Origin of the sequence: Ancylobacter lacus (assembly GCF_018390635.1) — a bacterium.
Lineage (GTDB): Bacteria > Pseudomonadota > Alphaproteobacteria > Rhizobiales > Xanthobacteraceae > Ancylobacter > Ancylobacter lacus.
In genome coordinates, this window is record NZ_JAHBGE010000082.1 from 1 (window position 1) to 12,312 (window position 12,312).

At 66.4% G+C, this 12,312-nt stretch carries 11 protein-coding genes and 1 riboswitch; of the genes, 4 read left to right on the plus strand and 7 right to left on the minus strand.

The window, feature by feature from the left end:
- Positions 1-176: 176 nt before the first annotated feature.
- From prpB to KHC27_RS20200, 6 genes are all read right to left on the minus strand, one after another.
- Entirely contained in the window at positions 177-1,094 is a 918-nt protein-coding gene (gene prpB / locus KHC27_RS20175) for a methylisocitrate lyase (protein WP_213341631.1), read from the minus strand.
- 10 nt (positions 1,095-1,104) lie between these two features.
- Complete coding sequence (gene prpC, locus KHC27_RS20180; protein ID WP_213341633.1) at positions 1,105-2,343, minus strand: bifunctional 2-methylcitrate synthase/citrate synthase; 1,239 nt, start codon at positions 2,341-2,343, stop codon at positions 1,105-1,107.
- Between the two features lie 10 nt (positions 2,344-2,353).
- Complete coding sequence (locus KHC27_RS20185; RefSeq protein ID WP_213341634.1) at positions 2,354-3,919, minus strand: MmgE/PrpD family protein; 1,566 nt, start codon at positions 3,917-3,919, stop codon at positions 2,354-2,356.
- Positions 3,916-4,284 (minus strand): acyl-CoA thioesterase, encoded by a 369-nt coding sequence (locus KHC27_RS20190; protein WP_246520149.1) that lies wholly within the window; start codon positions 4,282-4,284, stop codon positions 3,916-3,918. The genes KHC27_RS20185 and KHC27_RS20190 overlap by 4 nt, the downstream gene beginning before the upstream one ends.
- Positions 4,285-4,369: 85 nt before the next feature.
- Complete coding sequence (locus KHC27_RS20195; protein WP_213341638.1) at positions 4,370-4,600, minus strand: hypothetical protein; 231 nt, start codon at positions 4,598-4,600, stop codon at positions 4,370-4,372.
- 26 nt (positions 4,601-4,626) lie between these two features.
- Positions 4,627-6,246, minus strand: coding sequence for an isocitrate lyase (locus KHC27_RS20200; protein ID WP_213341640.1), 1,620 nt, complete (start codon positions 6,244-6,246; stop codon positions 4,627-4,629).
- 181 nt (positions 6,247-6,427) lie between these two features.
- Here KHC27_RS20200 and KHC27_RS20205 point away from each other — a divergent pair, with 181 nt between their 5' ends.
- From KHC27_RS20205 to metE, 3 genes are all read left to right on the plus strand, one after another.
- Positions 6,428-7,840, plus strand: a complete 1,413-nt coding sequence (locus tag KHC27_RS20205; RefSeq protein ID WP_213341650.1) for a short-chain fatty acyl-CoA regulator family protein — start codon at positions 6,428-6,430, stop codon at positions 7,838-7,840.
- Between the two features lie 166 nt (positions 7,841-8,006).
- Positions 8,007-8,558 (plus strand): hypothetical protein, encoded by a 552-nt coding sequence (locus KHC27_RS20210; RefSeq protein WP_213341642.1) that lies wholly within the window; start codon positions 8,007-8,009, stop codon positions 8,556-8,558.
- 42 nt (positions 8,559-8,600) lie between these two features.
- A riboswitch (cobalamin riboswitch) is annotated at positions 8,601-8,825 on the plus strand.
- Between the two features lie 107 nt (positions 8,826-8,932).
- Complete coding sequence (gene metE, locus KHC27_RS20215; protein ID WP_213341644.1) at positions 8,933-11,275, plus strand: 5-methyltetrahydropteroyltriglutamate--homocysteine S-methyltransferase; 2,343 nt, start codon at positions 8,933-8,935, stop codon at positions 11,273-11,275.
- Between the two features lie 191 nt (positions 11,276-11,466).
- Here the strand turns inward: metE and KHC27_RS21940 are convergent, their stop codons facing one another.
- Positions 11,467-11,718 (minus strand): cysteine-rich CWC family protein, encoded by a 252-nt coding sequence (locus KHC27_RS21940; protein ID WP_213341646.1) that lies wholly within the window; start codon positions 11,716-11,718, stop codon positions 11,467-11,469.
- A gap of 310 nt (positions 11,719-12,028) precedes the next feature.
- Between KHC27_RS21940 and KHC27_RS20225 the strand changes: the two genes are divergently transcribed.
- A partial coding sequence (locus tag KHC27_RS20225) for a CopG family ribbon-helix-helix protein (RefSeq protein WP_213341648.1) occupies positions 12,029-12,312 on the plus strand: 284 nt, incomplete at its 3' end.

Consider the following 12,312-nt stretch of genomic DNA (forward strand, 5'->3'; position numbering starts at 1 on the left):
GCGCAGATGGCGCAATTCGATCGAGGTGGATAGCGGCGCAGCCATCCGCGCTCCGTCGTGTTGAAGGGTTTCGGGATATTGATGCCCAAAGTTGCAGGGAGAGGTAATGGTCGCTAAGGACCCTCGCATCAACTCTGACGATCTGCGCACCGACCCTACAGGCGAAGTAGAGCCCGCTACTCTACCGCGAGCGTCGGGACCACGGTCGCCACGATCGACGCATCGAGTGCCTCGAAGTGCCTGAGGCCGATCAGGTCATAGAGCTCGGCGCGCGTCTGCATCTCGCCCACCATGGCCTGGGTGGAACCGTCCCGGGCGAGCGTCGCGTAGAGTTTTTCCTGCGCCTTGTTGGCGACGCGCAGCGAGGACACGGGCCAGATCACCATCCGGTAGCCCATGTCTTCAAACTCGGCGGCGGTGAAGAAGGGCGTGCGACCGAACTCGGTCATGTTGGCGAGCAGCGGCACGCCGGGCATGCGCCGCGCGAACTCGTGAAACATCTCCGTCGTGGTGAGAGCTTCGGGGAAGATGGCGTCGGCTCCAGCCTCCACATAGAGCTTGGCGCGAGCTACGGCGCCGTCGATGCCCTCGCTCGCCGCCGCGTCGGTGCGGGCGATGAGATAGAGGTGGCGCCGGGCCTTCGCGGCGGCCGCCACCTTGGCGGCCATGTCGTGGGCATCGGCGAGCTTCTTGTCGTTGAGGTGGCCGCATTTCTTCGGCAGGAGCTGGTCCTCGATGTGGACCGCGCCGGCGCCCGCGTCCTCGAAGGTGCGCACCATGTGCATCACGTTGAGGGCCTCGCCGTAGCCGGTGTCGCCGTCCACCAGCGCAGGCAGGCCGCTCGCGCGGGCCACTTGGCGGATGAAGAAGGCCACCTCGTCCACGGTGATGATGCCGAGGTCCGGCAGGCCCATGGAGGCGGTCATGGCGGCGCCGGAGAGGTAGAGCGCCGCGAAGCCGGCGGCCTTGGCCTGCAGCGCGGCCATGCCATTGTGCGTGCCGGGAATGGGCAGGATGCCACCCCGCTCCACCAGGGCCCTGAAGCGGGCGCCGGCGGGCTCGGTGGGAAGGTCGGAGGCGACGAGATAAGGCATGCTGGCCTCCTTAGGCCGCGCGCACGGGCGCGCTGATGCGGCCGCGGGCTTCCAGGGGAACGAAGGTCCGGTTCTCGGGCCCTATGTAATTGGCGGACGGGCGGATGATCTTGTTGTCGGCCCGCTGCTCGATGATGTGGGCGCTCCAGCCGGAGGTCCGGGCGATCACGAACAGCGGCGTGAACATGGCCGTCGGGACCCCCATCAAATGGTACGAGACCGCGCTGAACCAGTCGAGATTGGCGAACATCTTCTTGGTCTCGCCCATGACCTGCTCAATGCGCTCGGCGATCTCGAACATCTTCATGGCTCCCGCCTCCGCGGAGAGACGGCGCGCGACCTCCCTGATGACCACATTGCGCGGGTCCGCCACGGTGTAGACGGGATGGCCGAAGCCGATCACCACCTCCTTGGCGGCGACGCGGTGGCGGATATCCGCTTCCGCCTCGGCCGGATCGGCGTAGCGCTTCTGGATCTCGAAGGCGACCTCGTTTGCCCCGCCGTGCTTGGGTCCGCGCAGGGCACCGATGGCCCCGGTGATGGCGGAATAGAAATCCGCCCCGGTGCCGGCGATGGAGCGCGCGGTGAAGGTGGAAGCGTTGAACTCGTGCTCCGCATAGAGGATCAGCGAGGTATGCATGGCCCGCACATGCGCCTCGCTCGGGATGCGCCCGTGCAGCAGATGGAGGAAGTGGCCGCCGATGGTGTCGTCGTCGCTCTCCACCTCGATGCGCCGGCCGTTCTGCGCGAAATGGTGCCAGTAGAGCAGCATCGACCCCAGGCACGCCATCAGCCGGTCGGCGATGTCCCGCGCGCCGGGATGGTTATGATCGGCCGCCTCGGGCAACACGCAGCCCAGCGCGGAGACGCCAGAGCGCATCACGTCCATGGGATGGGCGGCGGCGGGCAGCTCCTCCAGCGTGCGACGCACGGCGGCGGGCAGGCCGCGCAGGCTCTTCAGCTTCGCCTTGTAGGCGGCGAGCTCGGTGCTCGTCGGCAAGGCGCCATGGACGAGGAGATGGGCGATCTCCTCGAAGGTGCAGGTTTCCGCCAGATCGAGAATGTCGTAGCCGCGATAGTGCAGGTCGTTGCCGGTGCGGCCCACGGTGCACAGCGCCGTGTTGCCGGCGACGACACCGGAGAGCGCCACGGACTTTTTGGGCGCGGAGACCTTCGGTTCCGAGGTCGTCAAGCCCGAGTTCGTCAGGCCTGACTTGGGGGCCGGCGCGATGGTCTGATCCTGTGGCATGTTTTCCTCCCTAGCCGGAGACGACGGTGAGAGCGGGCGCGCCAGCGGTGACCCCGCGCCAGTCGAAGATGCCGGTGGCCTTGGGCACGCCAAGGAGAGCCGGATCCACGGAGAAGGTGAGCCCGGACAGGTCGTCGGCCTTCAGCTTGACGAGCCGTTCCACCGTGCCGAGGAAGCGGTCCTGCTCGGAGGGGGCGATGACGCCCTCGGCCAGCTCACGGAACTTGGCGATGTACTGCGTCCGTCCGAACGGGCGGGCGCCGAGCGGGTGGGCATCGGCCACCGCCAGTTCGTCCTCGATCACTTGGCCATCGGCGAGCGTCACCACCACGCGGCCACCGAAGGCTTTTTCCTTGGGATCGCGGCTGTGATAGCGACGCGTCCATCCGGGATCTTCGACGGTGGAGATCTTGTGCCAAAGCGCCACCGTCTCCGGCCGCGCGGCCCGCTCGGGAGCGTAGGAGCGGGCGTGGTGCCAGCCACCGTCCTCGAGCGCCACGGCGAAGATGTACATGATGGAATGGTCGAGGGTTTCCCGGCTCGCCTTCGGGTCCATCTTCTGGGGATCGTTGGCGCCGGTGCCGATCACATAGTGGGTGTGATGGCTGGTATGGATGACGATGTGCTCCACCTTGGAGAGATCGCCGGCCGCCTGCTTGATCTTGGGCCCCAGCCGCCGGGCGAGGTCGATGAGCGCCTGGCTCTGGTACTCGGCCGAGTGCTCCTTGGTATAAGTGTCGAGGATGGCGCGCTTGGGTTCCCCTTTTTCGGGCAGCGGCACCACATATTCGGCCTTGGGGCCGCCGAGCAGATAGGCGATGAAGCCGTCCTCCCCCTCCCAGGCCGGAGACGGGGCGCCTTCGCCGCGCATCACCCGGTCCACCGCTTCCACTGCCATCTTGCCGGCGAAGGCGGGGGCGTAGGCCTTCCAGCTGGAAATCTCGCCCTTGCGCGACTGGCGCGTGGTGGTGGTGACATGCAGCGCCTGCTGCACCGCCTGATAGATCGTCTCCGTGGGCAGGCCGAGCGCGGCGCCGATGCCGGCGGCGGCGGAGGGCCCGAGATGGGCGATGTGGTCGATCTTGTGCTCGTGCAGGCAGATGCCCTTCACGAGGTCCACCTGGATCTCGTAGCCGGTGGCGATGCCGCGCACCAGCGCCGCGCCGTCGAGCCCGCAATGCTGTGCCACCGCGAGCACCGGCGGGATGTTGTCGCCGGGGTGGGAATAATCGGCAGCGAGGAAGGTGTCATGGAAGTCGAGCTCGCGCACCGCCACGCCATTGGCCCAGGCAGCCCATTCCGGTGACATGCGCCGGTGCGAGGAGAGGCCGAACACGGTCGCGCCCGCCTGGAACGAATGAGCGAGCGCCTGCGCCCGGGCGCTGGCTACCGGGCGGCGGAGCAGAGAGGCGGCGGCCACCGCCGCGTTGTCGATGATGCGGTTGCCGATCATCTCCACCACCTCGGCTTCCACCGGAACCGGATCGGTGGCGACCTCCGCGATCCTCCAGGCGAGCTGCTCAGCGCGCGGAAGGTTCTCGGCAGAGGTGTGGGTGCGGACGGTATGCTGCTTCACGTCTGTGTTTCCTCGGAGAGAAGGGAGGGACGGGGCACGGGGACGGGCTTGCCGGTCCCATCCACCGCCACCATTTCGAAGGAGCCGCGCACGGCGAGGCGGCGGGCGCCGGTGACGAGGGCTTCTGCCGTCATCTCCACCACCACGGTCATGGAAGTGCGCCCCACCCGGATCACCCGCGCGTTGAGCTCGACCAGCTCCCCCACACGGACCGGCACATGGAATTCCGTGCGGTCGGAGGTTGCCATTACCACCGGACAGCGGGCCCGGCGTGTCGCCGCCACGAAGGCGGCCTTGCCCATCAGGCTCAAGGCGTTGCCGCCGAACAGGGTGCCGTAGTGGTTGGCCTGATCGGGAAAGACCATCTCCACGAACGAGGTCTCGTCAGGACCCGGCACAATGGCCGCCGGGCCTGGCCCGGCCTCGGGAGATACGGCGGGGGCGCCCATCTCAGGAGGCGCCCGGCGTCGCCGGCTCGCGCACCAGGGGGATCATCTGGTCGCCCCAGGCGCCGGCGCCGTCATGGTGGCGGGAGACCCGCACCAGCTCGACGGAGACGCCGGCGGCAACGGCCCGCTGGATGGCTTCGTTGACACGGTGCACCGCGTCGGCGACCCGGTTGATGGCGCGATCCCGCTCAGGAAGCTCCGGCGGCGCGACGGGCTTGAATTCGGCGTTCATGAGAATACTCCCGTGCTGAATGGCGCTCATTCCGCCGCGAACTGGTTCATGGTGTTGGCGTGACCGCCGGCCTTCAGCGCGCGCTCGCCGCCCACCATCTCCTTGAAGCTGTCGCCGAGGTCCGAGCCCACCTCGTGCTGGTGCTTCACCGCCGAGATGCCGCGCCGGATCTCCTCGCGCTGGACCCGGTTCACGTAGGCCTTCATGCGGTCCGGGCCGAAGTAGCCGTGGCTCAGTTCGTCGGTGGCGAGGGCGGTGAGGTGGAAGGTGGGCAGCGTGATGAGATTGTGGAACACGCCGGCCCGTGCCGCGATATCCGCCTGGAAGCGGGCGAGCCGCGCGTCGGCCTCCCGTCCGAGGTCGTCGTCGTCGAGCTTGGCGGACATGAGCAGGGCGCCGTCGGGATAGGCGTCGGCAACGATGCGGCCTTCCGCGATCCACTCGGCACGGACCTGACGGCGAATATTCAGCGTCCAATTGAAGGACGGCGAATTGTTGTAGGTCAGCTTGGCGTTCGGCACGACCTTGCGGATCTCCGCCACCATGGCGGCGATGTCGTCCACGTTGGGCGTGTCGGTCTCGATCCAGAGCAGATCGACGCCGCCTTCGGTGAGGGCGGCAATGCAATCCTCTATGACGCGGGCGCGTCCCGAGCCGTCCTTGAAGGCGAACAGGCCATTGGGCAGGCGCACGGGGCGCACCAGCTCGCCGTTCAGTACCAGGCCCAGTTCGCCCTCGTGCAGCGGCTTTTCCAGCGTGACAGGTTCCACCTTCAGCCACTTCGTGTATTCGCTTGCGAGGTCGCCGGGCCGCTGGCTCACCGGGATCTTCTGGGTGAGGCCAGCGCCAAGGCTGTCGGTTCGCGCGACGATGACGCCGTCCGCCACACCCAGTTCCTCGAAGGCGAGGCGGACAGCGCGCAGCTTCTCGATGAAATCTTCGCGCGGCACCGTCACCTTGCCGTCCTGGTGGCCGCACTGCTTGGCGTCGGAGACCTGGTTCTCTATCTGGATGCAGCAGGCGCCGGCCTTGATGAGTTCCTTGGCCAGCAGGTAGGTGGCGTGCTCGTTGCCAAATCCGGCATCGATATCCGCGATGATCGGGACCACATGGGTCTCGAAACCGTCGATGGCCGCGATGGCCGCCTTCTCTGCCGCTTTGTCCCCGGCGGCGCGGGCCGCCTTCAGCGCCTTGAACAGGTCGTTGATCGCCACCTCGTCGGCCTGGCGCAGGGAGACGTAGATCTCCTCGATCAGATCCGCCACGGCGGTCTTCTCGTGCATGGACTGGTCCGGCAGATGGCCGAAGCGGTTGCGCAGGCCCGCCACCATCCAGCCGGACAGGTAGACATAGGCCCCACGGGCCGTGCCGTTGAGGCGCTTCACGGACTTCACCATCTGCTGGGCATGGAAGCCCGACCAGCAGCCGAGCGACTGGGTGAACTTCGAAGGATCGGCGTCATAGGCGGCCATGTCGGCCCGCATCACGCCGGCCATGGCGCGGGCGATGTCGAGGTGGGTGTCGAAGGTGTTCTGCAGGCGCAGCTGGACGATGTCGTCCACGCTCACGCCGCCCGGTGCCACGCCATCCGGAAACCGCGCGGTCAGTTCGGCGACGAGTTCGGCGTAGCTCTTGCGCTGCCCCATGGGATCTTCCTTCCGCAATCCGGCTTGGTCCACGCCGGCCGCGCAGGCTTTCGAAATCGCTTGCGGCCGGATCGTTTCCTCACAATATTCGCCGCGAGATATCGGTGGAACGACTGAAAATGCGTGGATTTGCGAAGCCTTGGGGAGCGATTTGCGAATTTTGCAAATCCGCGAGGCAGCCATGAAGAAGACCTTCGTCGGCGTCCGCCTCAAGCGGCTGAGAGAAGAGCGCGGCCTCACACAGACCGCGCTCGCCCAGGCGCTTGGCCTGTCCGGCAGCTACCTCAACCAGCTGGAGAAGAACCAGCGGCCGCTCACCGTGCCTGTGCTGCTGAAGATCAACGAGATCTTCGGGGTGGACGTGCAGCTCTTCTCCGAGGGGGATGAGGGCCGCCTCATCGCCGATCTGCGCGAAGTGTTCACCGATCCGGCTGGTGGCGAGCAGGTGAGCCTCGCCGAGCTGAAGGAGGTCGCCTCAGCCATGCCGGCCGTAGGGCGCGCCGTGGTGGCGCTGCATCGGCGGTGGCGCCATGCGCTCGAACGGGCGGACGCCATGGCCGGCGAACTCGGCCTCGGCTCAGGCGGCATGGCGACGCCGGCGGCGCTGATGCCTTATGAGCAGGTGCGCGATTTCTTCTATGCTCACCACAATTATTTCGCGGCGCTGGACGATGCCGCCGAACGGCTGGCGCATGAGGCTCATCTGGTGCCGGGCGACATTGCGGAGGGCCTCGCGCATCATCTGGAATCCCGCCACGGCGTGAGGATCGAGCGCGCCGAAGACGAGGTCGCGCAGCGCCGCTTTCTGGCCGGTGAACGTGTGCTGCGCCTCTCCCGTCGGCTCGACGATGGCCAGCGGGCGTTCCAGATCGCCACCCAGCTCGCCTTCCTCGAGCAAAGTCCGCTCGTCGAACGCCTTGCCGGAGAGGCCGCAGCGGGGGCGATGGAGACGCAGGCCCTCGCCCGCATTGGCCTCGCCAACTACTTCGCCGGTGCGGTGCTGATGCCCTACCGCGCTTTCCTCGGCTCTGCCGAGAAGGAGCGCTACGACATCGAGCGGCTTGGGGCACGCTTCGGCGTCGGCTTCGAGACCATTTGCCATCGGCTGAGTTCCCTGCAGCGGCCGGGAGCCCTTGGCGTGCCGTTCTTCTTCATTCGGGTGGATCGGGCGGGAAATATTTCGAAGCGGCAATCGGCGACCGATTTCCACTTCTCCCGCGTCGGCGGCACCTGCCCGCTGTGGAACGTCTACGAGGCCTTCGCCCAGCCGGGCCGGATGCTGACCCAGGTGGCGCAGATGCCCGACGGGCGCACCTATCTGTGGATCGCCCGCACGGTGCATCACGCTGCCGGCGGCTATGGCGATCCGGGCAAGACCTTCGCCATCGGCCTCGGTTGCGACATCCGCCATGCGGGGCGGCTGGTCTATTCCAAGGGGTTGGCGCTGGATGATCCGGCCGCCGCCACGCCCATCGGCGCCGGCTGCAAGGTGTGCGAACGTCCCGCCTGCCCGCAGCGGGCTTTTCCGCTCATCGGCCGAGCGCTCGCCGTGGACGAGAACCAGAGCGTCTTCACGCCCTACGCCGCGAACTGACGGAGCAGGCCGGGCTAGCCATCAGGATCCGCCGCACCATGGTTGCGCCCCATTCGGCGGGATGATCGGGCTACTGTTTGTTGAATTGACCGAGCCATTGGGGGGCGGGCGGTCATGGATGGGGCAAGACTGTCGCGAGAGAGTACGAAGGTCGCCGAGGTTGAACATGAAAACGGCTGATCGCCTGACTGTCCTGAAGAGCGGAGGCGATATCCTGCTCGCGTTCGCCGTTCGGGGGCTGCCCCCCGTCGACCTTGAGTGGCGCATCCGCGTGGCGTGCAATCTGGTCCGGCGCGCGGTCGAGAAGGTAGCCGGCGTCGAGGTCGAGGGGCACGACGGCGCTCTTCTTTTTCGATTTGAAGCGACAGATGAAGCTTCTATCCACGGGCTCGCACGGCGTCTCGAGAAGCGGGTCGCGACGGTCCTTTCCACCCCTCTGACCCCCAAGGCCGTCGACCGGACCCTTGGCATCAGCTCCCGCGAGCGCCTGCGCTGGTACAAGGATGGACGCCTGCCCACATGCGGTCGCGGCAGGGATCGGGGATGGCAATCATACGGCGCAGTTTCCCTTGTTTCCGGCCAGGGAAATCGCGTGCCTCGTTGCCAATCCGCAGATTATCGAGGCATGGCGAGAGCAGGACAAGCAGGTGCAACAGCGGACCGGGATGCCGGTGGTGCTCAATTCAGCAATCACTCGTCGGTAGAATTTACGATATAAAGATGTCTTTATATCTCGCTTGACAGGGGGCGATCCTCCGACGCAAGCTAAACGCGTCGTGGTCTCTGGGCCTTTCAGGCGCCAGAGCTAAGAGGGAAGCCGGTGCGGCAATGTTCTCGCGAGAGAGCAGAGCCAATGCCGGAGCTGCCCCCGCAACTGTAAGCGGTGAGCCGAAGTCCATCAGTGTCACTGGGAGCGATCCCGGGAAGGCCGGACTTGAGGCGTTGACCCGCGAGCCAGGAGACCTGCCCCGACACTATAAAACGACCTCGGGCGGGGTGTCCCGGTGGTGCGCTTTGGCTTCGCCGGGTTCGACCGCGCGGAGCCTGATCGCTTGCCGCCATGGCCTTGCCCTAACATCAAGGGCTCAAGCCGTGACTCATTCCACCATACCCGTCGCAACACTGGGCACGCCCCGCATCGGTCCGCGCCGCGAGCTCAAGATCGCCCTCGAAAGCTATTGGTCGGGCAAGTCCAACGAGGCGGCCCTGTTGGAAACGGCGGCCGCTCTCCGGTCCGCGAATTGGGCGCGCCAGAAGGCGCTTGGCGTCAGCGTCATCCCGTCCAACGATTTCTCGCTCTACGATCAGGTACTCGACACCAGCGTCATGGTGGGAGCCATCCCGAAGATTTACGGCTGGACCGGCGGGACGGTATCGCTCGACACCTATTTCGCCATGGCGCGGGGCGCGCAGGGCGTGTCCTCAGAAGAGGCCTGCGCGCATGGTCATCACGACCATGGGCATGGCGTTCCAGCGCAGGAAATGACGAAGTGGTTCGACACGAACTACCACTACATGGTGCCCGAGTTCGTGCCCGGGCAGACGTTCGAGCTGGCGTCGTTCAAGCCGGTTGACGAATATCGCGACGCCAAGGCGCTGGGCTACCAGACCCGTCCGGTGCTTCTCGGCCCGGTCACCTTTCTCAGGCTTGGCAAGAGCAAGGATCCCGCGTTCGACCCGCTGTCGCTCCTTGGTAACCTGCTGCCGGTCTATATCGACGTGCTCCGCCGCCTTGGGGCGAACGGCGCCGAATGGGTGCAGATCGACGAGCCATGCCTCGTCCTCGACCTCGACGCGGCGGCCCGCGACGCGCTCCGGCGCGCCTATGCCACGTTCGCCCACGCCTTGCCGCGGCTCAAGATCATGCTGGCCACCTATTTCGGCGCGCTGGGCGACAATCTCGACACTGCGCTGTCACTCCCCGTGGCAGGGCTGCATGTCGATCTGGCGCGTGCCCCGGAGCAGATCGAGGCCGTGTCGGAGAAGGCGCCTCAAGGGCTCGTCCTGTCCCTCGGCGTCATCGATGGACGCAACATCTGGCGGGCGAACCTGCCGGCGCTGCTCGACCGGGTGGAGCGGGTGGTCACGCGGCGCGGCACCGATCACATCCAGATCGCCCCGTCCTGTTCCCTGCTGCATGTTCCGATCGACCTCGACCTGGAGAGCGATCTCGATCCGGACCTGAAGTCCTGGCTGTCCTTCTCCGTCCAGAAAATGGATGAGCTGGCGACGCTGGGCGCCGCCCTAGGCGGAGGCCGCGACAGCGTGAGGGACAAGCTCCAGGCCTCGGCCGATGCCGCGGCGGCGCGCAAGGCCTCGCCGAAGGTGCATGATGCGGCCGTGGCCGCGCGCGTCGCGGCCGTCACCGCCGCGATGGTGAAGCGCGGCAGCCCGTTCGCTTCGCGGGCCGCGACCCAGCGGGCGCGGTTCAACCTACCCGCCTTCCCGACCACGACCATCGGTTCCTTCCCCCAGACGGCGGAGGTCCGCAAGGCGCGTTCGGCTCACGCCAAGGGTGCGCTCGACGATGCGGCCTATGAGCGGTTCCTGCGCGAGGAGACCGAGCGCACGGTGCTCTGGCAGGAAGAGATCGGCCTCGACGTGCTCGTCCATGGCGAGTTCGAACGCAACGACATGGTGCAGTATTTCGGCGAGCAGCTCGCCGGCTTCGCCTTCACCAAGCATGGCTGGGTGCAGAGCTACGGCTCCCGCTATGTGCGCCCGCCCATCCTGTTCGGCGACGTCTCGCGGCCGAAGCCCATGACGGTGGCGTGGTGGACCTATGCCCAGTCGCTGACCAAGAAGCCCATGAAGGGCATGCTCACCGGCCCGGTCACCATCCTCAACTGGTCATTCGTGCGCGACGATGTTCCCCGCAGCGCGGCGTGCCGGCAGATCGCCCTCGCTATCCGCGACGAGGTCGGGGATCTGGAGAAGGCCGGGGCCGCCATGATCCAGATCGACGAGGCGGCGCTGCGCGAAGGACTGCCGCTGCGCACGTCGCAGTGGAAGACCTATCTCGACTGGGCGGTGGAGAGCTTCCGCCTGTGCGCGTCCGGCGTCGCCGACGAGACGCAGATCCATACCCACATGTGCTACTCGGAATTCAACGACATCATCGACGCCATCGGTGCCATGGATGCTGACGTCATCTCCATCGAGACCTCGCGCTCGAAGATGGAGCTGCTGGACGCGTTCACGACCTACAAATACCCCAACGAGATCGGTCCCGGCGTCTACGACATCCACTCGCCACGGGTGCCTGACGTCGTGGAGATGACGGATCTCCTGTCCCGCGCCCGCCAGCGGCTTGACGACAGCCAGATCTGGATCAATCCCGACTGCGGCCTGAAAACCCGCAAGTGGGAGGAGGTGAAGCCCGCGCTCGTCAACATGGTCGCCGCCGCGCGGCAGATCCGAGCAGTCGCGAACTGATCCGCCAGGGCGGCGGCGTCTGCCGCTGCCCTCGCTGGCTCGGTCTTGCCCGAGACAGAGGAGGCCGGCCGTTGGTCAGGGGCTCCCGTCTTTTGCCCGCGCCCTCCGCGGGCGTTCCCAGCCGGCAGGGTTCGACCCTGCCGGACCGGAGGCGGAGCCCACCTGGAGACGGTGAACTTTCGAACAGATGATCAGGATCTGGGGGTATTTCGTCCTGGCTGCTGATGCCTGATTTCGCATTGCAGGCACTCGGGGCAGAGGCAATCGCCTTCGGCCTGCTTGACCTCCAGTTTCGGCAGATCCTGGCACCAGCAGAATGAACGGGAATCGGAGGACACCGATCCGCACATGAAGTCGGCGCCGCATCGTTCGCAGCGAAGCCGACGGGTCGGAAGGACAACGGGCACCGCATCGCCTCGCGCGTAACGGCGGCTTCGCTTCATGGCGCATCCGCTTCCAAGTGTCCGAGAGCTGATCGCACCTTGAAGCTGCGGGACCAGTATATCCGGTCGCAGATCATATTGCCTCCGGTCCGGAAAATGGAAGCACCAGGCCGCGAGGCGGCCAAGCCAATGCGTGCGCCGGACGCCGCGCTTGCAGGCGTGAGGGCGGCGGCGGACTCTCCAATTCACGCGCGTTTCGCGATACGCTTGGCATTGGCTGCGTTGATCAGAGCTGCCTTTGTTTGTGACTGCAACTCGGCGCCTATGTCACGCGTAATCGCGGGACTCGCCCCGCCGACGACGGGATACTATGGAACGCATTACAATCACGGTCGAAGACGACCTTCTCAGTGAGATCGACGCCCTCTGTCAAAAGCGGGGCTACAAGAGCCGGTCCGAGATTTTTCGCGACATGGCGCGCGAGGCCCTGGCGCGGGAGGCCGTGGGACCAGCGGAGCAACTGGATAGCGACCAACCATGTTACGGCTCGCTCACCTATGTCTACGACCACGGCATCCGCGATCTGCCGAACCGCCTGACTGCAGATTCCGACGTTCATCCGGCCGGGTTTCCAATCGTCATCCGGCCAGCATT

Bases quoted from the DNA above. Each gene is read 5' to 3' on its own strand.
- prpB (WP_213341631.1), bottom strand. From the start codon at position 1,094: ATGCCTTATCTCGTCGCCTCCGACCTTCCCACCGAGCCCGCCGGCGCC.
- prpC (WP_213341633.1), bottom strand. From the start codon at position 2,343: ATGCCACAGGATCAGACCATCGCGCCGGCCCCCAAGTCAGGCCTGACG.
- KHC27_RS20190 (WP_246520149.1), bottom strand. From the start codon at position 4,284: ATGGTCTTTCCCGATCAGGCCAACCACTACGGCACCCTGTTCGGCGGC.
- KHC27_RS20195 (WP_213341638.1), bottom strand. From the start codon at position 4,600: ATGAACGCCGAATTCAAGCCCGTCGCGCCGCCGGAGCTTCCTGAGCGG.
- KHC27_RS20200 (WP_213341640.1), bottom strand. From the start codon at position 6,246: ATGGGGCAGCGCAAGAGCTACGCCGAACTCGTCGCCGAACTGACCGCG.
- KHC27_RS20205 (WP_213341650.1), top strand. From the start codon at position 6,428: ATGAAGAAGACCTTCGTCGGCGTCCGCCTCAAGCGGCTGAGAGAAGAG.
- KHC27_RS20210 (WP_213341642.1), top strand. From the start codon at position 8,007: ATGAAAACGGCTGATCGCCTGACTGTCCTGAAGAGCGGAGGCGATATC.
- KHC27_RS21940 (WP_213341646.1), bottom strand. From the start codon at position 11,718: ATGAAGCGAAGCCGCCGTTACGCGCGAGGCGATGCGGTGCCCGTTGTC.